At 54.0% G+C, this 19,305-nt stretch carries 17 protein-coding genes; 7 read left to right on the plus strand and 10 right to left on the minus strand.

What is annotated here, in order from left to right; translation table 11 throughout:
* Positions 1 to 38 precede the first annotated feature (38 nt).
* Genes K5L82_RS01810 through K5L82_RS01820 form a run of 3 tightly spaced genes read left to right on the plus strand, consistent with a single transcriptional unit; the run spans position 39 to position 4,365 of the window.
* A complete protein-coding gene (locus tag K5L82_RS01810; RefSeq protein WP_223132950.1) occupies positions 39 to 2,891 on the plus strand; it encodes a valine--tRNA ligase in 2,853 nt (950 codons plus the stop codon).
* Positions 2,892 to 2,895: 4 nt separating this feature from the next.
* Complete coding sequence (locus K5L82_RS01815; RefSeq protein WP_223132951.1) at positions 2,896 to 3,780, plus strand: ketopantoate reductase family protein; 885 nt, start codon at positions 2,896 to 2,898, stop codon at positions 3,778 to 3,780.
* A 27-nt stretch (positions 3,781 to 3,807) separates the two neighbouring features.
* The gene (locus K5L82_RS01820) at positions 3,808 to 4,365 is read left to right on the plus strand and encodes a cob(I)yrinic acid a,c-diamide adenosyltransferase (RefSeq protein WP_133005211.1); all 558 of its coding nucleotides are present in this window, start codon (positions 3,808 to 3,810) and stop codon (positions 4,363 to 4,365) included.
* A gap of 35 nt (positions 4,366 to 4,400) precedes the next feature.
* On the opposite strand, the gene K5L82_RS01825 is transcribed toward K5L82_RS01820, so the two are convergent.
* From K5L82_RS01825 to K5L82_RS01840, 4 genes are all read right to left on the minus strand, one after another.
* Positions 4,401 to 6,425, minus strand: a complete 2,025-nt coding sequence (locus tag K5L82_RS01825; RefSeq protein ID WP_223132952.1) for a methyl-accepting chemotaxis protein — start codon at positions 6,423 to 6,425, stop codon at positions 4,401 to 4,403.
* A gap of 99 nt (positions 6,426 to 6,524) precedes the next feature.
* Complete coding sequence (locus tag K5L82_RS01830; RefSeq protein ID WP_223132953.1) at positions 6,525 to 7,412, minus strand: histidine kinase; 888 nt, start codon at positions 7,410 to 7,412, stop codon at positions 6,525 to 6,527.
* Entirely contained in the window at positions 7,413 to 7,985 is a 573-nt protein-coding gene (gene ampD, locus K5L82_RS01835; protein WP_228259078.1) for a 1,6-anhydro-N-acetylmuramyl-L-alanine amidase AmpD, read from the minus strand. It abuts the gene before it with no gap.
* A gap of 146 nt (positions 7,986 to 8,131) precedes the next feature.
* On the minus strand, positions 8,132 to 10,402 hold the full coding sequence (locus tag K5L82_RS01840; RefSeq protein ID WP_223132954.1) for a DUF1631 domain-containing protein: 2,271 nt from the start codon (positions 10,400 to 10,402) through the stop codon (positions 8,132 to 8,134).
* A 216-nt stretch (positions 10,403 to 10,618) separates the two neighbouring features.
* Here K5L82_RS01840 and nadC point away from each other — a divergent pair, with 216 nt between their 5' ends.
* Complete coding sequence (gene nadC / locus K5L82_RS01845) at positions 10,619 to 11,458, plus strand: carboxylating nicotinate-nucleotide diphosphorylase (RefSeq protein ID WP_133005206.1); 840 nt, start codon at positions 10,619 to 10,621, stop codon at positions 11,456 to 11,458.
* A 16-nt stretch (positions 11,459 to 11,474) separates the two neighbouring features.
* On the opposite strand, the gene K5L82_RS01850 is transcribed toward nadC, so the two are convergent.
* The 5 genes from K5L82_RS01850 to K5L82_RS01870 are packed head-to-tail and all read right to left on the minus strand — an operon-like array spanning position 11,475 to position 15,230.
* Positions 11,475 to 11,810, minus strand: coding sequence for a YqcC family protein (locus K5L82_RS01850; protein ID WP_223132955.1), 336 nt, complete (start codon positions 11,808 to 11,810; stop codon positions 11,475 to 11,477).
* Positions 11,811 to 11,824: 14 nt separating this feature from the next.
* On the minus strand, positions 11,825 to 12,622 hold the full coding sequence (locus tag K5L82_RS01855) for a ParA family protein (protein ID WP_133005204.1): 798 nt from the start codon (positions 12,620 to 12,622) through the stop codon (positions 11,825 to 11,827).
* Positions 12,623 to 12,672: 50 nt separating this feature from the next.
* Positions 12,673 to 13,389, minus strand: coding sequence for a DnaA regulatory inactivator Hda (gene hda, locus K5L82_RS01860; RefSeq protein ID WP_165950588.1), 717 nt, complete (start codon positions 13,387 to 13,389; stop codon positions 12,673 to 12,675).
* Positions 13,368 to 13,928, minus strand: coding sequence for a CDP-alcohol phosphatidyltransferase family protein (locus K5L82_RS01865; RefSeq protein WP_223132956.1), 561 nt, complete (start codon positions 13,926 to 13,928; stop codon positions 13,368 to 13,370). Before K5L82_RS01865 ends, hda begins: the two co-directional genes overlap by 22 nt.
* 18 nt (positions 13,929 to 13,946) lie before the next feature.
* On the minus strand, positions 13,947 to 15,230 hold the full coding sequence (locus K5L82_RS01870; RefSeq protein WP_223132957.1) for a DUF2066 domain-containing protein: 1,284 nt from the start codon (positions 15,228 to 15,230) through the stop codon (positions 13,947 to 13,949).
* Positions 15,231 to 15,433: 203 nt separating this feature from the next.
* On the opposite strand from K5L82_RS01870, the gene purM reads away from it, so the two are divergent.
* From purM to K5L82_RS01885, 3 genes are all read left to right on the plus strand, one after another.
* The gene (purM, locus tag K5L82_RS01875; protein ID WP_133005201.1) at positions 15,434 to 16,498 is read left to right on the plus strand and encodes a phosphoribosylformylglycinamidine cyclo-ligase; all 1,065 of its coding nucleotides are present in this window, start codon (positions 15,434 to 15,436) and stop codon (positions 16,496 to 16,498) included.
* Entirely contained in the window at positions 16,495 to 17,157 is a 663-nt protein-coding gene (gene purN / locus K5L82_RS01880; protein ID WP_133005200.1) for a phosphoribosylglycinamide formyltransferase, read from the plus strand. Before purM ends, purN begins: the two co-directional genes overlap by 4 nt.
* A 71-nt stretch (positions 17,158 to 17,228) precedes the next feature.
* Positions 17,229 to 17,969, plus strand: a complete 741-nt coding sequence (locus K5L82_RS01885) for a DUF3108 domain-containing protein (protein WP_223132958.1) — start codon at positions 17,229 to 17,231, stop codon at positions 17,967 to 17,969.
* Here the strand turns inward: K5L82_RS01885 and K5L82_RS01890 are convergent.
* Complete coding sequence (locus K5L82_RS01890; RefSeq protein WP_133005198.1) at positions 17,960 to 19,243, minus strand: valine--pyruvate transaminase; 1,284 nt, start codon at positions 19,241 to 19,243, stop codon at positions 17,960 to 17,962. The two genes, K5L82_RS01885 and K5L82_RS01890, sit on opposite strands and share 10 nt — an antisense overlap.
* Positions 19,244 to 19,305 lie beyond the last annotated feature (62 nt).

Consider the following 19,305-nt stretch of genomic DNA (forward strand, 5'->3'; position numbering starts at 1 on the left):
CCCCATCGTGAATCAACCAACGGTCACTGCAGAAACCCATGGAAAAAACCTACCAGCCAGAAAACATCGAGCGCCAGTGGTACGAAAACTGGGAATCCAAAGGGTACTTCCGCCCCAGCGGAGAAGGCCAGTCATACAGCATCGCTATTCCGCCACCTAACGTGACCGGCAGCCTGCACATGGGCCATGCTTTCCAGCACACCATCATGGACACCCTCACTCGCTACAAGCGCATGCAGGGCAACAACACTGTCTGGACCGTCGGCACCGACCACGCCGGTATCGCCACCCAAATGGTGGTTGAGCGCAAACTCGCCGCAGAAGAAGGCAAAACCCGCCACGACCTCGGCCGGGACGAATTCATCAAACGTATCTGGAACTGGAAAGAAGAGTCCGGCGGAACCATCACCCGTCAGATGCGCCGCCTTGGCAACTCCGTAGACTGGAGCAACGAACGCTTCACCATGGACGAAGGCTTCTACAAAGCTGTACAAGAAGTTTTCATCCGCCTATACGAAGACGGCCTGGTCTACCGCGGCAAGCGCTTGGTCAACTGGGACCCGAAACTGCACACCGCCATTTCCGACCTGGAAGTGGAAAACAAAGAAGAAAAAGGCTTCTTCTGGCACCTGCGCTACCCATTGGCTGATGGCGCAACCACCCAAGACGGCAAAGACTACGTCGTCGTCGCCACTACCCGTCCGGAAACCATGCTCGGCGACACCGCTGTAGCCGTGCATCCGGACGACGAGAGATACCAGCACCTGATTGGCAAACACATTACGTTGCCGCTGGTAAACCGCAGAATCCCGATCGTGGCCGACCACCACGCCGACCCGGAAAAAGGCTCCGGCTGCGTGAAGATCACTCCGGCCCACGACTTTAACGATTACGCCGTCGGCAAACGCAACAACCTGCCGATGATCAACGTCCTGACTCAAGACGCCAACATTCGTGAAACCGCCGAAGTCTTCAACAGCGACGGCACCGAGAATACCGACATCGACGGCAGCATGCCGGCAGCCTACGCTGGCCTGACCCGCGAAGTCGCCCGCAAGCAAATTGTTGCGGACATGGAAGCTGAAGGTCTGGTACAACAGGTTGAAGACCATTTACTCAGCGTACCCCGCGGCGACCGCTCCGGCCTGATCATCGAACCGATGCTCACCGACCAATGGTTTGCTGACGCCAAAACATTGGCCAAGCCTGCCATTGAAGCCGTGGAAGACGGCCGCATTCAGTTTGTGCCCAAGCAGTATGAAAACATGTACTTCTCCTGGATGCGCGACATCCAGGACTGGTGTATCTCCCGACAACTGTGGTGGGGCCACCGGATTCCGGCCTGGTACGACGCTGAAGGCAACATTTACGTTGGTCGCGACGAAAACGAAGTGCGCAAGAAACACAGCCTGACCTCGGATCTGGAACTGAAGCAAGACGACGACGTTCTGGACACCTGGTTCAGCTCTGCTTTGTGGACTTTCGGCACCTTGGGTTGGCCGGAAATCACCGAGCGCCTGAAAACCTTCCACCCCACAGATGTTTTGGTGACCGGTTTTGACATCATTTTCTTCTGGGTTGCCCGGATGATTATGATGACCATGCACTTCATGAAGAATGAAGACGGCACACCACAGGTACCATTCAAAACCGTTTACGTGACCGGCCTGATCCGCGACGAGCACGGCGACAAAATGTCCAAATCCAAGGGCAACGTCATCGACCCGCTGGATATGATCGACGGCATCGCCCTGGACAAACTGCTGGAAAAGCGTACCGGCAACCTGATGCAGCCCAAGCTGGCTGAAAAAATCGGCAAGCGCACCCAGAAAGAATTCCCAGAAGGCATCGCAGCCCACGGCACCGACGCCCTGCGCTTCACCCTAGCCGCCATGGCCACCACCGGCCGTGACATCAACTGGGACATGAAGCGCCTGGAAGGCTATCGCAACTTCTGCAACAAACTGTGGAACGCTGCGCGCTACGTACTGATGAACACCGAAGGCGAAGACTGTGGTGTAAATAACGAGCCGGTAGAACTATCCCTGGCGGATCGATGGATCATCAGCGAACTCCAGCACTGTGAGCAGGAAGTGACCCGCCATCTGGAACAATACCGTTTTGATCTGGCGGCTTACGCGCTGTACGAGTTCATCTGGAACGAATACTGCGACTGGTACCTTGAGCTGGCCAAGCCCTGTCTGAGCGACGACAGCGGCAGCGTTGAAGCCAAACGTGGCACCCGTCGCACACTGGTGCGTGTTCTGGAAGCTATCCTGCGTCTGGCACACCCCATGATGCCGTACATCACCGAAGAAATCTGGCAGCGTATTGCTCCATTGGCTGGCAAGAGCGGCGACAGCATCATGCTGCAGCCGTTCCCGCAGCCTGAAGAAAGCAAACAGGACGCCAGCGCCAAAGCCAATATCGAGTGGGTGAAAGGTGTCATTGTGGCTGTTCGGAACATTCGCGGTGAAATGAACATTTCCCCGGGCAAGCCCGTGCCCGTATTCCTCAAAGGCGGCAACAGCGAAGACGAGCAACGGCTGAACGCCAACCGTCAGTTCCTGATGTCCTTGGCGAAGCTTGAGAAACTCGAATGGCTAGGCTCAGAAAAAGCGCCAATGAGTGCCACCCAACTGGTTGGTGAAATGGAAGTCCTGGTGCCCATGGCCGGTTTGATTGACAAAGACGCCGAACTCAAGCGCCTGGACAAAGAACTGGATCGGTTGCAGAAAGAAATCAGCCGCGTTGAAGGCAAGCTAAGCAATGAAAAGTTCACCTCCAAGGCTCCGGCTGAAGTGATCGAAAAAGAGAAAGGCAAGCTGCGCGATGCCCAAGGCAGCCTGCAGCGGTTGAGTACACAGCGAGCCGAAATCGAGGCCATGTAAGGCTATGATTGCGATTCTGGGAGCCGGCTCGATGGGCCGGCTTTGGGCGGCCAAGCTTCCTGCCAGACAGGTGGCTTTTGTGCCCCGCCCAGAGCAATCGCTCGAATCACTCGCTTACCAGTTCCGGCCCCTGAAAGGGCCGGAGCTATCGATTCAGATTCCTTGGTTACCCCACACTCAATCACCATCCTTGCTGGTCGTGACCACCAAAGCCGGCGATACCTTGGACGCACTGAAACAGGTAGTTCCTCGACTGCCCGAAACCTCTCCGATTGTCTTATTTCAAAACGGCCTCGGCAGCCAGCAACGTGTGGCTGAAACCTGGCCGAACCACCCTGTTCTTGCAGCCACGACCACCGAAGGGGCAAATCGCCCCGAATCCGCTCTGGTTGTCCATGCCGGGCAAGGTGAAACCTGGGTCGGCGCGCTCACACCCGCTGGCAACACTTACCTTACCGAAACCGTTGCCAAACTCGCCGAAAGCGGTCTGAGCGTTAACGCTGAAACCGACATTCTTAGCAGGCTCTGGCAGAAATTGATCATCAACGCCGGCATAAATCCCTTCACCGCCATCCTGGACTGCCCGAATGGCAAGATCTTGACTCATCCGTTTTACCAACAGTGGATCGCTCCCCTGTGCCATGAGATCTGTGAACTGCAGACCGCCAGCGGCCAATCTTCGAAATCTCCCGAGGCACTACGAGAGGCCATTGAAGCGGTTGCGAGAAACACTGCCGCCAATACCTCGTCTATGCGTGCGGATCGATTGGCCGGACGGACAACAGAAATCAATTTCATTAACGGCTATTTGGCGCGTCTAGGGGCCGAAGTCGGCATCGACACCCCCGTAAACCAAATGCTTACCGATCAAGTTAAACAACTGAAATAACCCGCTTTCACCAGGAGTACGACCACTATGGGCAACCGCCTTTCCAAAATTTACACCCGAACAGGCGACGACGGTACAACCGGGCTGGCAGACGGCAATCGTGTGGTAAAAAATGCCCTGCGCGTTGAAGCCATGGGCACCGTTGACGAACTGAATTGTCATATCGGCATTTTGGTTGAAACCTTACCCGCTGACGATGCCATGATTGATCTGTTTCGCCGCATCCAACACCATCTCTTCGACATTGGTGGTGAGTTTGCCATTCCCAATAGCCTGGTGATTAGCGAAAAACACATCAGTTGGCTGGAGCAAGTGCTGGACGAACACAACGAAGGTCTCCCCCCTTTGAAGAACTTCATTCTGCCCGGAGGCTCTCCCGCTGCCGCGCAGTGTCATTTGGCTCGCGCAGTGTGTCGGCGTGCTGAGCGGATTGTCGTTGGCATGAGCCAGGAAGAAGAGATTAATCCCGGTGCACGACAATACCTCAACCGTCTTTCGGATCTGCTATTCGTCGTATCTCGGGTATTAGCTCGTCGGGAAGGCGCAAAAGAAATTCTTTGGGAGCAACAAAAATCCGGCCTCTAAGGGCCGGATTTCTATAATCTCAATGAACGTCAAATTCAGACTTTGAACGTTTCAACCAGCTTTTGAAGCGAAGCGGTCAGGTCTGACATCTGGCGAGAGGAGTCCAATGTCTCCTGAGCGTTTTCAGCCGTGCTCTGGCCCAGCTCGCCAATGCTTTCAACATTGGCATTGACGTTTTTCGCCACTGCAGACTGCTCTTCAGCGGCTTGGGCGATCTGATGGCTCATATCAACAATTTCTGAAATGCCGTTCGCGATGCTGTCCAGTGCCTGGGTCACTTCTGTCGATTTCTGCACGGTCAACTCTGTGGCACCATGGCTGCTGGTCATGGCGAATACCGCTTCTTTCACGCCGCCCTGTAAACGAGAGATCATGTCCTCAATCTCTTCTGTAGACTTGTGAGTACGCTGCGATAGCGAACGCACTTCATCCGCCACGACAGCAAACCCACGCCCGTATTCGCCCGCACGCGCAGCCTCAATAGCCGCGTTGAGTGCAAGCAGGTTGGTCTGTTCCGCAATAGCCTTGATTTCAACCAACACCTGACTGATGTTATCACTGTCTTTGTTGACCCGATTGATAACCTCCATAGCGCCGGCAATCTCGCTGGCAAGCTTGTGAATGGTCTCAACCGTGCCCGCAACCACCTGTCGGCCCGTTTCGGTATCACGCTCAGCACTACCGGCACTGTCAGCGACCCGGTGGGCGCTTTCAGTGACCTCGTTGACCGCTGCCACCATTTGGCCCATGGCTTCATTGATCTGGCTGCTTTCATCCATCTGACGTGCCACCGCTTCACTGTTCGCCGCGGCAGTATCGTTAACCCGAACAGCTTGCATGTCCACATCGGCTGTGGTCGCACTGACAGACCGGATCAGCTCCGCAATTTTGTCCGTCATATTGTTGAATTCGGACGTGAGCTCACCCAATTCATCCCGGTTGGAAAGCTCGATATGGGTAGTCATATCACCAGCTGCGACGTTTCTGGCCGCCGAACTGAACCGGTTGATGGCAACCCTGACCGACATAAAAAATCCAATGTACAGGTACACCACCACCAGCATCACCGCGATCAAAGAAACAACAATGATCGTGCGCTGCCGGGTTTCACTGGCCAATCGGCGTTCAAGATTGGCTCCAACCACCTCAAAGATCGTCTCGGTCAAAGCATCGAAATGTTTTGTTTGGGCTGCCACCGTTGCGTCGTAATCTTGCCACGGTGTTTCCAAACGCATCGGCGTGATCACCTGCGTGTCCAACGCATCCCGCACCACAAGCACACTTCCATCTACACGAGTCAGAGCAGAAGCCTCAGCTAATTCTGAAGAGGCTTCTTTTGCCACCATCAAACCGGGAGAGAGCAGTGAGCTTCGATTGGTTAAACGGTCGAAGATTTCGTTCAGGTTCTCGCTCATGGCGTAGCCCACCTGCCCTTCTACCAATGCGAAGATGCCGTAGGAACGAGCGCTACCAATGGCGTTACGTGCATCAGGGAAAACATCTCGCACCAAACCAAGCAACAGTTGGTTTTCACGGGACGCATTCTGCCCCAACCCCGACACTTCCATTGTTGCCGGCAACAGCGCCAGGGCTTTCTGTACAAACTCCTGATAATACTTGTACTGCGCGTCCATACTGCCCTGATAACTGTTACTGTTGAGAAGTGAACGCCAGTCTTTTTGCAACGCGAGAATCTGCTCTTGCCAGGAGCCCGAGGAGTCAAACAAACGGCGGGGCTCGGCCAGATTTGTCAGCAGTGCATCGATTTTTGACGCAGCCCGGTCGGCTTTCTCAGCCAGCGCGGGGTCTTCTTTAAGAATAGCCGGGGCCTTGTAGTCCCGAAAATCCATCGCCGCTGCTAACAGCCGATCAGCGCTCTTAAGCTCCACCAATCCGTCAATACTCCGGTTCATGGTTTGTACAGACTGATTGAGGCCAGAGATGACCAGCCAGGACAACACCAGAATAGGACCAAGAAAGAGAAAGCTGATGAGGCTGAACTTATAAACCATCGGCAGCCGGTTCATTAACGCAATCGCTGGATTAATTATGTAGTTCAAAGCGCCCTCGCCCAGATTCGAAAACCGAACCATGAATATTATTTTTTTGATTTTCACCTACATCTGGAACGTTTTAATCGCTCCAAAGTGGTATTGGACTTAAATCACGCCTGCAATAACCAGCATTGCTATGACACAGATCCAAACCAACATGCTGCGGTTCAACAAATCCCTGATGGCGATCAGACTGCGGCCACCGAAACGTGGCCAGTCTTCCGGATGCAACTCCGAGAACCGTTCAAGATCAAGTGCATACCCGGTTAACGACCCGTTGGCGGAAATCATTAGCACTTCCGTCGTCGTTTTTTTCAAGCCGGGCACAACCTGCCTCACTTTTCGAGACCAACCCGACAAATCCCCCGCTAAACCGAACGTACAAGCCAGCAGTCTCGCTGGCAACCAACCAATCCAATCGGCGGTTTTTCGATAGCTTGGTCTTGCTCCGGCCTGAGGCCAATGTTCCGCCAGAGCCAACGCACCACGTGCCAACAGTGCGGCCCCTATACCCCCCACGACATACCAGAACACCACCAGAAAAAAACGGTCAAATACAGTGTGAATCAGCGCCTTGGAAGCCGACAAATGCATCGCTTCCGGAGAAAAGGCAGCCCCCCTTTCATCAGCAGGCAGCCGGTCTTTAACGTGATGCCATGCCCCTTGCATATCACCTCGCCCCCAAGCTTCGGAATAGGCCTGAAGGGAAGCTTGCCAACCCGGCACGCCCATCAGCAGAACAAGCAACACCATCTCCAGCGGGTAGAGTGCAAGGCGGAACCCTAGTTGGTCTGCGAGCACCGTTACTACCACCAGACAAATGGCGGGCAATATCACCAGAAAATACCCCTTTAACAGGGATTCCTCTTGCCCTGCCTTGCTTGTTGCGCCTTTTTGAAACCAGAGGCGCCAAAAACCCTCACTACTCAGTGCTTCTTGTCGGTCCAGCTTGCGGCGTATCACATACGCCAACAAAAAAATCACTAAAACCATTCAGTTTTTCTCCGAGGCACACACTAAGCTTTTAAAATAAGGCCATTGAAAAGCCGGTCCCGGATCGGTCTTTCGTCTCGGTGCAATATCACTGTGACCGGTGATTCGCTCATGGGTTACAGCGGGCCAAGCAGCCATCGTCAAGCGTGTGAGCCATGCCAGTGCGAGATACTGTTGCTCGGTGTAAGGTATGTCATCAGAGCCTTCCAGTTCGATCCCAATCGCAAAGTCATTACACTCTTCCTCATTGCCAAAACAGGATCTGCCAGCATGCCAAGCGCGATCGAGGCAGCTGACAAACTGCACAATCGCCCCATCCCGCCTTACCAAAGCGTGCGCTGACACCTGCATATCGGCGATTTCGGAAAAGTAAGGATGGGCATGCCGATCAAGGCGGTTACAAAAAAAATCTTCAATGTAGGGACCACCAAACTGCCCGGGAGGCAGGCTGATGTTATGTACGACCAGTAAGGTAATATCAGCATCGTCAGGCCGGGCACCGAAGTTGGGCGAGGGGCACCAACGGCTATCGGGGAAACGCCCTGTCGCTCGTAAGACGCTAACCTGTTCAATAAATTCAGCGGAAGAAATAGGCGACTCAATAAGATCAGATCGTGTGTTAGGCAAGGCTCATCCGTAGCGGCAATGAGTGATTTAAGTCATTTGATTGAATCACAAAGCGCCTGCAGATGCCACGAATTACAACGCCAGCGCCAACCTCAATCGTTTCGATTTTGCCGCAGGTTATCGATAATGGATTCGAGCGCGCGATCGAAAATCAAACCATCGTCCAACAACGTAATCGCCTTTTCCTGCATCGCAAGCGCAAGCTCGTCACGAAAATATTCAGCTACCTTGGCGCCGTTGCGATTAACGAAGATGTATTTCCCGGTTGCTTTAATGAACGCCGCCAACTTACAACGAACTCTTACATCATCTTTATTCAATTCCAGCCACGAACCCACGCTCAGCTGATCGGCCGCATCCAGCCACTGCAGAGCAACCGCTACCGGCTCACCAGTTGGTGCAGTCTGGTCAACAATTTCAACTGAACCCTCTTTGTTCTCGTCGAGTTCAGATTGCTCCGGCACTTCAAAACGCTCTTCACTTGCAGGGAGCGATGACTCAATCGCAACATCGGCATCGAATTCGACCTCCGAACGCTCGGCAATATCTTCCGCAGGCTCAAGCGGCGCGGTCACCAGATTCTGCAAAACATCAACGTGCACCAGCTCCAAATCCCGGATCACAGAATCTGTCGCAAAGGGGTCCCAGGAAATTTCCTGCAACGCTGTTCTTAGCCCCTCGACCACAACCGGGATGGTTCGCAACAGATCCGAACGCGTGTCTGGAGTCACCGGTCGTGGATCAACACTCCATACCAGGCTTCCGGCCAACTCACTGGCAGTCGCCCATAGCAAGCTATCCTCTCCATGACGCAAAACCACCCACTGAAGGTAACGTGCAAGCGGGTCATGGATAATCTGTAAAACTGGCTCTGGTAGCTCATGGTTTTCGGTATACTGACTTATTAAGTCAGTCGCAGCCTGCTGAGCCCGCTCATGCTTCGCGCGCCCCTCCTCTGCATCCCTGAGCCGCTGTTCCACCAGCTCTCTGCGGCGGCGATCCAGATCCATGAAATGACCAAAGTCTTCCCCGAGCTCCTCGAACAGCCCAACATTCTCGGTGTATTCAGACAACACACGCTCAACTACTTCTTCAATTTTGTCGCGCAGCGGATCCCTCACACCCGGACGCTTTTCACTCCACCCTATTGCGGCCAACGCCAACTCATTGAGAAGCTTACGAACCGGATGCCCGCCACGATTGAAGAAGTTTTGATCACTCAAAGCCACTTTGAGTACCGGTATTTGAAGTCGACCAATCAGCGCCTTCATCACCGGATGTAATTGGCGATCTTCAAGAATAAATTCGAATAGCATCGATACAAGATTGATGACATCACCATCCACCTGACCGACCGAAGTACTTCTCCCTTCCTCGGAGCCCAACACAGGCTTTAACTGATCCCGCAAAGGCACAGCCTGCGCGCTCTCAACGTTCTGAGCAGACGACTGAAGCTGACTCAACTGCAAAATTAACTGCTGCGTATCTAATACCCTTGTTCCGGCTTTTTCCGCCGGTGCGGTCTTATGATCGGCTTGATGCAGCAATTCGCTTAGCTCACTTAACGTCGGTGTTACTTCCGTCTGATGGTGTTGGGGCTCATGCCTCCCCCCCGCTACCTGCCCGGCACTCTCTGATGCGGGTACTGAACGCGGAACGTTAGCACCAGCTAGCGGCGGTGTTTTCATCTCCGCCAATACACCTTGCGTGATCAGGGTTTGGTTACATGCTTGATAAAATGCTCCGAGCTGTTCCGTCAACATCCGTTCGAACAGTTTAAGCACCACCAGCTTGGCGCGAATATCGATATCCAGATCAGCGCAGGCTTCAGCTATCGCCCCGCACAACACCTCGGGGCTCAAGGGAATCTGGGCATCAGTCAAAGACAGGTCGGAAACAGTGTGACGAATTCTGGCCGCCAACAAGCTCAGCACTTCCGAATACCGATTCCGCAAACGGTTGGTCAGATTGTCCAGCGCAACCTGCTGTTCGAGATCCGCGTGATCCATCAGACTCAGCGAGTCTCGATCAATTTCTTCCAACGATTTACTCTTATGGGCGGGATTAAAACGCCCGAGTTCGTTAAAGGCCTGGCTAATGTACTGAAGAATCGAAACCGTCATGGCTTTGCGCCGCAAACGCAGTTCGCGCATCGCATCAAAGTAGGAGGTCTGATCCTGATTCGAGCCTGCGCTGTCAGCCAACGAAAACAAACTGTCATCCGCCTTTTCGAAGAAACCTGCGAGCACTGCGTTCAGAGATTGGCCCGACGTATCGCGAAGTCGCACTAGCGCCACCGGTAGCGAAAATTTGCCTACCGATGTCTGGCCACCCAAGTGAACGACCTTATTGTGCTGCGCCATGGAGTTGCTCCGTCCCAAACCTGTTAAACAATGTAAAACACGGTGTCATTACATCATATAGGCATTGCCTGTCACCTTCTGTCAGAATTTGTCACCTTTTGTTTACCGCGGAACTCCATCACATTACACCAACTTGCGCAGGGCATTTTGAATACTCTCTCCCGCGCAGTAGAATTGCTGCCCATCAATCCACATTCACTTTTCCGGAACTTCACCATGATCACCCCAGAACTGCTTCGACAGGCCCGCATTGAATCCGTTGCTCAAAGCCTCCGGGAAGACATTGGCGACGGCGACATCACCGCCATGCTGATTCCTGCTGACAAGCATGCTGACGGCCGGGTTATTACGCGAGAGCCGGCTCGGCTGGCAGGTAAAGCATGGGTGAACGAAGTATTCCGCCAGGTAGACCCCGACGTGAAGCTGGAATGGTTCCACGAAGATGGCGATCAGCTGAAGGCGAATGACGTTATCTTCAGGATGTCAGGAAAAGCCCGCTCGCTTCTGACCGCCGAACGATCCGCTCTTAACTGGCTTCAAATGCTCTCAGGTGTGGCAACCCAGTGCGCCGAGTTTGCGGCCAAGGTGTCCCATACCAAAGTTCAGCTACTGGATACTCGTAAAACACTGCCCGGGCTGCGGCTTGCACAGAAATACGCAGTAACCTGCGGCGATTGCAATAACCATCGCATCGGCTTGTGGGATGCGTTCCTGATTAAGGAAAACCACATTGCCGCCTGCGGCTCTATCGCAGCCTCCGTCACCGAGGCGCATCGTATTGCTCCAGGAAAGCCCGTCGAAGTCGAAACGGAATCACTGAACGAACTAAAGCAGGCCCTGGATGCGGGCGCTGACATTATTATGTTGGATGAGTTTTCGATGGCAGATATGAAGCAAGCGGTAGATTATGTTGGTGGTCGCGCTAAACTCGAAGCTTCAGGGGGTATCAACGAGCACACATTGGTGTCCATTGCAGAAACCGGCGTTGACTACATTTCGATTGGAGCGCTCACCAAAGATGTGAAAGCCATCGACCTGTCTATGCGTCTGGATTAATCCAGACGCTCCTCAATCACTCCCCCGAGAGCAAGCTGTCCATGCGCGCCAATGCCTGAATAAGGTTGGCGCCACTTTCACTCTGCCCGCGGTAGTACTCCTCGGCCATCGGAGCAATGCCCGACACCGAAGGCAACGCTTGCCCGGTTTCAAGCAGCAGTTTCATACGCGCGACAAATACAAACTGCAGCCACTGCGTGAAGTTCATGGTATCCAAACAAAACGGCTGAGTGCTTTCGAACGCTTCTGGCGGCATCGGTTGTTCTTGCCAAGCATCCATGCTTCTGAGTGCGATTTCTATCTGAAGCAGACTGTCGGCAACATGACTCGCATGTTCTTGATTGTTGGTCATAGTCGATCGCCCCATCAATCCGCCAACGCCTCCAATTCGACCGACTCACCGTACAGCACCCGGTACAAATTTTCGAACTGCTGAGTAAGCGCATGCTTGGGCGCCATGTGTATCAGCGGCTTTCGTGCTTGATGCGATTCTTTCATTTTCACCGAACTGGACAGACGTACCGGCAGTACAGGCAAACCCTCCTCAATCAACTCACGTACCAACTGTTTTGGGAGGCTCGCTCTCGGCTGGAACTGGTTTGCCACAATACCTTCAACTACCAACTCCTCATTGTGGTCTTCCTGAAGTTCCCGAATCTCATGCAAAATATTGTAGAGCGCCTGCCGCGAGAAATCGTCGCAATCAAACGGAATCAGGCAACGTTGGGCTGCAATCAGCGCAGACCGGGTGTAAAAGTTAAGAGCCGGCGCGGTATCGATAAATATCTCATCAAAACTATCACCCAACTTCTTCAGAAACTCTCTCAGTTTGTAAATCTTGTGTTTGGCCTCCAGCTTACGCTCCAGGAAATCCAGCTCTGGGCTGGAGGGCAACACGAACAGGTTGTCAAAAGGCGTGGCGTGCACAAACTCATCTGGGCGACGGGTGAACATACTGAACGCAACTGTTTGTTCCAGCAGGTCTGCCACTGTGTCCTTCAGTTCAGAGGAAGCCTTGCCCAACAGGTAATGGGTGGAATTCCCTTGGGGATCAAGATCAACAACCAGAGTCCGCTTTCCCCGGGCAGCACTGATGGCCGCAAGATTACAGGTAATGCTGGATTTGCCCACACCACCTTTTTGGTTGAATACAACCCGTCTCATGTCGTCTCTCCAATTGTCATTATCGTTTTGAGTTCTTTGTTATTGTGCCACTACCAACCCATTACCGTTTTTACGAAGGGGATGGTTAGGCGACGCTGGGCTTGCAGCGAGTTTTCATCAAGAGTATCAAGAATACCCAACAGATCTCCGAGCTTTCGTGGTGCTCGCCGCATGATAAAGTTGGCCACATCGTCGCTCACAACCAATCCACGCTGCTCAGCCCTGGCCATCAATATGTGCATCCGGTCTTCGTCCCGGTACAAGCCCAGCTGAAGCAATAACCCGTGGGACAACCGAGACACCAGATCCGGCAAACCAAACGGCAAGGATCCGGGCACTTCCGACAGGCTTACAAGCAGCAGCCCCCCCCGGTCCATCACACGGTTGTATAGATGAAAAATTGCCTCTTCCCAATCGGCTTTACCCGCAATCTTGTCCAGATCATCGAGACAAAGTAACGGGTGCACATCAAGCCCATCCAGCGCATCCGGGCCAAAGGGGAGCAATTCGCCAATGCTGATACACACACCCGCCCGGCCAAACTGATCCGTTTTGTTGCAGGCAGCCTGTAGCAAATGACTCTTGCCGGTATCAGAATCTCCGCAGACTACAACCACGGGCAGCCCCTGTGGTGCGTCACAAATGGCCTCAAGACGACGGGCAACCTCGCGATTCCTGTCGCCGTGAAAATTCTCGAAACGAGCATCATCCCTGAGTTTGACCCCGAGGATCATCTGAGACGGTATCACGACCGTTTTGCCCTCCATGCCCGCACACCCCAAACCAACATGTAATGGCCGCCGCTTAACACTGCGGAAACAGCAACAACCCAGATACTAGCAGTCAGGATCCACGGTTCCATCGACAAACCCGCCATCAGAATAATGATCAACAAGGCGGCCAGAATTTGAATAAAGGTATTTATTTTGCCTGGTATACTCGGCTCCATTTCAAAACGCCCCACGCCGTAATGGAACGCAAGCCCTCCGCACACAATAATTAAATCACGCCCAAGCACCAAGGCAAATAACCAAACGGGCAACACGCCTGTAATCGTCAACATCAGATACGCCGTGATCAACAGCGCTTTATCGGCCAGAGGGTCCGCAATCGCCCCTAACCGGCTCTTCCAATTAAATGAACGGGCAAGAAAACCATCGATCGCATCAGTCAGCGCTGCAACCACAAAGATGACCAGCGCAAAGCGGTACCCACCGTCAAGTAAAGCACCGGCGAACGGAATGATCAGCACGATCCGCAAAAACGTCAGTGCATTGGGAATCCAACGCCACTGCTGCGATCTCACGTATTAGTCTCCGTCAGTTTATGAGTTGCTTCCACCACGACCGGGAGTTCTCTGCCAGCGGTAGTAAAGCACTTCGTAGAGGGACTCAAAGGCGTCAGCTGCGTCTTGCTCATCACCTTCCGGCAACGACTGGTAGGCAGGGCCGGAGGCTTCCGACGCCTCTGCTTCAACTTCTTGCTCGCCCTGGTCAACAGACGCGGCTGGTTGCACCACCTCCGTTGCCTGGACGATTGTCGTTGCATCCTCTGCGTTCTGGGCAACAAACCGCGGGTCAAGGGCAATGTATTCTTGCAATTGATTCAACTCGCCTGAAAAAGCCACCTCCAGAGTCAAACGCTCACCCCGGATGCGCGATGCTCCGACAGCGCGCACGGGCGTCATACCTTCGAGTGCCTTCACCGCGTTGCCGTAATCCGCAAGCGAGGACACACCGTCCACAACCACGTCTACTGCCGGTGAATCGGCAACACTGCTGGCAGAAACAGCATAACGGCCGGCATAGAGCTCTGCCCACTGATCCACAACTTTTTCTGCCAGCTCTCTTGGTGTACCTGCACTGGCTGAACGCTCGCTGGCGTCCATCCCCATACCTTCAAATACCCAGCCCGCACGCCATTGCCCTCCTGAACGGCTAATGCGCATCAAGGTGATCACATCGTATGCCTGCCCCTCGGAAGCAGCCTCAATGCGGTCAACAAACTGGCCCCACAAGTCGGATAACAACGAGCGGTCGTCCGAAAATCCCTCGCCTGGGAAAACCATCGGCAACCCGCGCTCAGATGCGACCTCCACCAAATGCGCGCGCCACTCAGCCGCACCGTCCGACTGTGCCGAAGCGCTGGTTTTAGCAGTAATCAATTGACGCTGGCCTCGATCTTCTACCGCAATCCAGGCCAATGTAAGCGGACGATTAGCGCCCCACACCGGCGCATTGAGCGCAGCAAGGCCACGGTTCACGCCAACCGCGCCAAAACTCATCTGCATGCGACTCTGGCCCTGGCTTTCGCCAACCTGGTACGCCAACACCAAAGACTCTGCCTTAGATAAAAGCTGATCCACACCTTCCAGCTCTAGCACGTCCCGACTACCCGAAACGCGCACTAACACCTCACGCAACCCAGCCTCATAACCCGCTTTAACCCCCGAACTGCTGGAGCCAGAGATCGGCACATCCGCATTATAGAGTCCGGTAATTGTAACGGCTGTGGCTGGCGACCCTGCAAACAAGGCACACACCATCGCGATTATTACCAGCACCGCCCGCTTCATTTTCGCTGAATACCCGTTGACTGAATTCGTCATGTAGATGTAGTACCCTGCCGTTCCCATGATTGGCGCACAGGATACACCATCACCTGTCGGCTGAGTAGCAAGCCAGCCACCGCTCTACGTGATAACCGTAGATTAACCAACGAATAGTGGCCGGATCGCGGAATACCAGTTGGACCCCCCGTGCGCACCTGTTAAAATCCGCGGCCAGACCCACAGTCCAATGGTTATTTTCCATGAGCGAACAGAAGCCCTCCCTCACCTACCGCGATGCGGGTGTTGATATTGATGCCGGCAACGAGCTGGTCAACCGCATTAAGAACACCGCGACCAAAACCCGCCGCCCCGAAGTACTCGGCGGCCTTGGTGGATTTGGTGCCATGGTGTCCATCCCAGCCGGCTACAAAGAGCCCGTACTGGTTTCCGGCACTGATGGCGTAGGCACTAAGCTTCGCCTCGCCATGCAACTCGAAAAGCACGACACCATCGGCATTGATCTTGTTGCCATGTGCGTGAACGACTTGATCGTTGGTGGCGCCGAGCCTCTGTTCTTCCTGGATTACTACGCCACGGGCAAACTTAACGTCGACATCGCAGCGAATGTTGTTGAAGGCATCGGCAGAGGCTGTGAGCTTTCCGGCTGCGCACTGGTAGGCGGCGAAACTGCTGAAATGCCAGGCATGTATGAAGGCGATGACTACGACCTCGCCGGCTTCTGCGTTGGTGTTGTTGAACGTGAAAACATTCTTGACGGTAGCCGCGTTCAGTCCGGCGACGTACTGCTGGCCTTAGGCTCGTCAGGCCCGCACTCGAACGGCTACTCGCTGATTCGCAAAATCATCGAAGTAAGCGGAGCGGACTTGAGCCAACCTTTAGGCGACACCACGCTGGCTGACGCTCTTATGGCTCCGACTCGCATCTATGTGAAGAACCTGCTCAAGCTGATTCGTGACGTAGACGTTCGCGCCATGTCACACATCACCGGCGGCGGACTGCCAGAAAACATTCCCCGTGTTCTGCCAGACAACACAGTTGCGGCAATCGATACGGAAAGCTGGGAACTGCCTCCTGTATTCCAGTGGCTGAAAGATGCCGGCGGCGTAGCGGCAGAAGAAATGTACCGCACGTTTAACTGCGGTATTGGCATGATTGTCTGCGTGCCTGAAGATCAAAAAGATCTGGCGATCGACACACTGAACGCGATGGGTGAAACCGTGTGGCAGGTGGGTGTGATCGAAAACGCAGACTCCAACGACACTGCATCAGCCGTTCGTTACGCACCAGGGCTGCTTAAAGCATGATGGCAGACCCAGCGCCGCTACCGAAAATTGTTGTTCTGGCGTCAGGCAGCGGAACCAACCTGCAAGCTCTGATCGAAGCCACCCGTGAACGAGACTTTCCCGGGGAAATCATTGCTGTTGGGTGCAACCGCCCCGGTGCATTTGCACTGGAGCGCGCAGCTCAAGCCAATATCCCCACCTTCGTCATTGATCATACGAAGTCGGATTCACGGGAGGCTTTCGATGCCTCTCTGATGGCTGAGCTGCACAGGCACAATCCGGACGTTATCGTACTTGCTGGCTTCATGCGCATTTTGACGCCCGATTTCGTTCGCGCATTCCGGGGCAGGATGCTGAACATTCATCCTTCGCTTCTGCCGGCTTATACCGGCCTAAACACGCACAAACGGGTGCTGGAAGCCGGCGACAAAGTTCATGGCGTTTCGATTCACTTTGTCACGGAAGAGCTAGACGGCGGCCCCGTCATCGCACAATCCGAAATTCGGGTAAACGAAGACGACACCCCGGAATCACTGGCGGAGCGTGTCCAACAGCAGGAACACCTGCTCTACCCGATCGTTCTGCGCTGGTTCTGCGAAGGTCGCATCCAGCTTGCAGCCGATGGCGTTCAATTGGACGGGTCGCTGCTACCGAGACCCATGCGCCTCTCGGATAGCTGAACAGATTGTCATCCTCTCGGAACCAAGAACGGCTAGACTGTGACATGCACAGACCGTGAAGAGGCCTTCGAATGCAAAGCTGTAAAGCGCCAATTAGAATTTTTTCGCTGCTCGCGGGGCTATTGTTTTTTAGCCTCGCAGCCAGCGCTTCAACTGACAATTCCACCACCTCAGAACTGACCCCCTACGAGGCCAGCTACACCGCCTCTATGTCCAAAGGCGTAAGCCTGAATGGTCAAGGCATCCGCACGCTCACAGCTCAGGGCAACAACATTTGGCTGTACCGCACCGATGTTGATTCTTTCATCGCCGACATCAATGAATCCCTCATTTTCAAATGGGAGAACGGGCACGTCATCCCTTTACGCTACCGCTACCGCCTGTCTGGCTTTCTAATCAAAGACCGGAAGCAGTCCATTGATTTCGACTGGCAAAAAGGCGTAGCAACCGGAAAAAATCGTGGCAAATCATTTGAGGTGAAGCTAGAGGAAGGCACTCTGGACCCCTTGGGCTACCAATTGCAGTTGCACCAGGATTTGAAGGCCGGAAAGCGTGACCTCGCTTACCGAGTGCTGGATAAAGGGGACTACGACACCGATCGCTTTGCCGTTATTGCCGAAGAAAGCCTAAGCGACCGCGGCCACACTATGAAAACACTGAAAGCGGAAAAGGTGCGCGAAGAAGATTCCAAACGCCAAACCTTGATGTGGTTTGATCCGGAGCAAAATTATTTGCTGGCCCGCCTGCTTCAGGTCGAGCCAGATGGCAGCGAATATGAGTTACGCCTGAAAGATGCGCGGGTTCAAGACTGACCCGCGACACCGTGCTCGGCCCACACCGCCCTCACTTCATCAGCTATAATGCGCAACCCTTTTGCAACCTGCTCATCGTCCTGGGAGTAGGTTACCCGCAGACACTCATGGCGATGTTTCCAGTCATCGTCCGGCAAGCCCGGGAAGAAGTAATGGCCCGACACCACCAACACGCCCCGCTCTTTCAGGCGCTGATATAACTCCAGGCTTGAAATCGGCAAATCCGGAAACCACAACCACAGGAACATTGCCCCTTCCGGCTTGTGGATGTACCAGCGACAACTGTCTTCACCCATCGCCACCCGAAATGCCTCAACGGCTCTTTCCATTTTCGCCTTGTAGAACGGGCAAATCACTTCACGGCTCAGTGACAGTATTTCACCAGACTTAACCAGCGGCTCTGCCAACATGGCACCAAAACTACCGGTTGCCAGATTCATGATGGCGTTGATACCGGACAAGGCTTTGATAACCGGCGCAGAGGCGATCACGATACCGGTGCGAGCAGCCGGCAACCCTAGCTTGGACAAACTCAGACAAAGAATAATCTGCTCGTTCCAGGTGGGCTTTGCATCCACGAACAACAAGCTCGGGAAAGGCGTGCCGTAGGCTCCATCCACAATCAGCGGGATGTCGTGCTCACGAGCCATACCTTCCAGCCGAGCCAGCTCTTCATCCGTAATGACATTACCCGTCGGGTTGGTGGGACGGGACACGCAGATAGCGCCCGTTTCACCGGTCACTTCAACCGCATCGAAGTCCACGCGGTATTTAAATTCGTGGGCATCCGTGAACGAGATATCCGGCTGCACGGCATGGAACAAATCCTGCTCAATGCCCGCATCGGCATAACCGATGTATTCCGGCGCCAGCGGTAGCAAGATGTGCTTGCGCTGCCCGTTGCCGTACTCACCACCGAACATATTAAACAGCATGAAGAAAGCTGCCTGACTACCATTGGTGAGCGCGATGTTCTCGGGCGTCAGCCCCCAGCCGTACTCCTCGTTCAGCAACTCTGCCAACGCGGCAATAAACTGTTTTTCACCCTGAGGGGGATCGTAGACGCCCACCAAGCGGCGCACCTGACTCTCATCGGTGGCCATATTCGCCAGAATCTCCTGCACTCTCTGTTGAACCTCAGGAATGTGGCCGGGGTTGCCACCCCCCATCATGATCATATCTTCACCAGATGCCATGGCATTTCCTAAGTCATCCATCAGTGAAGTAATGCCGGCATCGGCGGTGAACTTACGACCAAAAGCAGAGAGTTTCATGTCTCTTATCCGTTCAAAAGCGATTAAGGAGGTTTAGGCGAATTCTACTGCGGGATGCGGCA

This window comes from Marinobacter sp. AL4B (assembly GCF_019916045.1).
Lineage (GTDB): Bacteria > Pseudomonadota > Gammaproteobacteria > Pseudomonadales > Oleiphilaceae > Marinobacter.

Bases quoted from the DNA above. Each gene is read 5' to 3' on its own strand.
- K5L82_RS01810 (WP_223132950.1), top strand. From the start codon at position 39: ATGGAAAAAACCTACCAGCCAGAAAACATCGAGCGCCAGTGGTACGAA.
- K5L82_RS01815 (WP_223132951.1), top strand. From the start codon at position 2,896: ATGATTGCGATTCTGGGAGCCGGCTCGATGGGCCGGCTTTGGGCGGCC.
- K5L82_RS01820 (WP_133005211.1), top strand. From the start codon at position 3,808: ATGGGCAACCGCCTTTCCAAAATTTACACCCGAACAGGCGACGACGGT.
- K5L82_RS01830 (WP_223132953.1), bottom strand. From the start codon at position 7,412: ATGGTTTTAGTGATTTTTTTGTTGGCGTATGTGATACGCCGCAAGCTG.
- K5L82_RS01840 (WP_223132954.1), bottom strand. From the start codon at position 10,402: ATGGCGCAGCACAATAAGGTCGTTCACTTGGGTGGCCAGACATCGGTA.
- nadC (WP_133005206.1), top strand. From the start codon at position 10,619: ATGATCACCCCAGAACTGCTTCGACAGGCCCGCATTGAATCCGTTGCT.
- K5L82_RS01850 (WP_223132955.1), bottom strand. From the start codon at position 11,810: ATGACCAACAATCAAGAACATGCGAGTCATGTTGCCGACAGTCTGCTT.
- K5L82_RS01855 (WP_133005204.1), bottom strand. From the start codon at position 12,622: ATGAGACGGGTTGTATTCAACCAAAAAGGTGGTGTGGGCAAATCCAGC.
- hda (WP_165950588.1), bottom strand. From the start codon at position 13,389: ATGGAGGGCAAAACGGTCGTGATACCGTCTCAGATGATCCTCGGGGTC.
- K5L82_RS01870 (WP_223132957.1), bottom strand. From the start codon at position 15,230: ATGACGAATTCAGTCAACGGGTATTCAGCGAAAATGAAGCGGGCGGTG.
- purM (WP_133005201.1), top strand. From the start codon at position 15,434: ATGAGCGAACAGAAGCCCTCCCTCACCTACCGCGATGCGGGTGTTGAT.
- purN (WP_133005200.1), top strand. From the start codon at position 16,495: ATGATGGCAGACCCAGCGCCGCTACCGAAAATTGTTGTTCTGGCGTCA.
- K5L82_RS01885 (WP_223132958.1), top strand. From the start codon at position 17,229: ATGCAAAGCTGTAAAGCGCCAATTAGAATTTTTTCGCTGCTCGCGGGG.
- K5L82_RS01890 (WP_133005198.1), bottom strand. From the start codon at position 19,243: ATGAAACTCTCTGCTTTTGGTCGTAAGTTCACCGCCGATGCCGGCATT.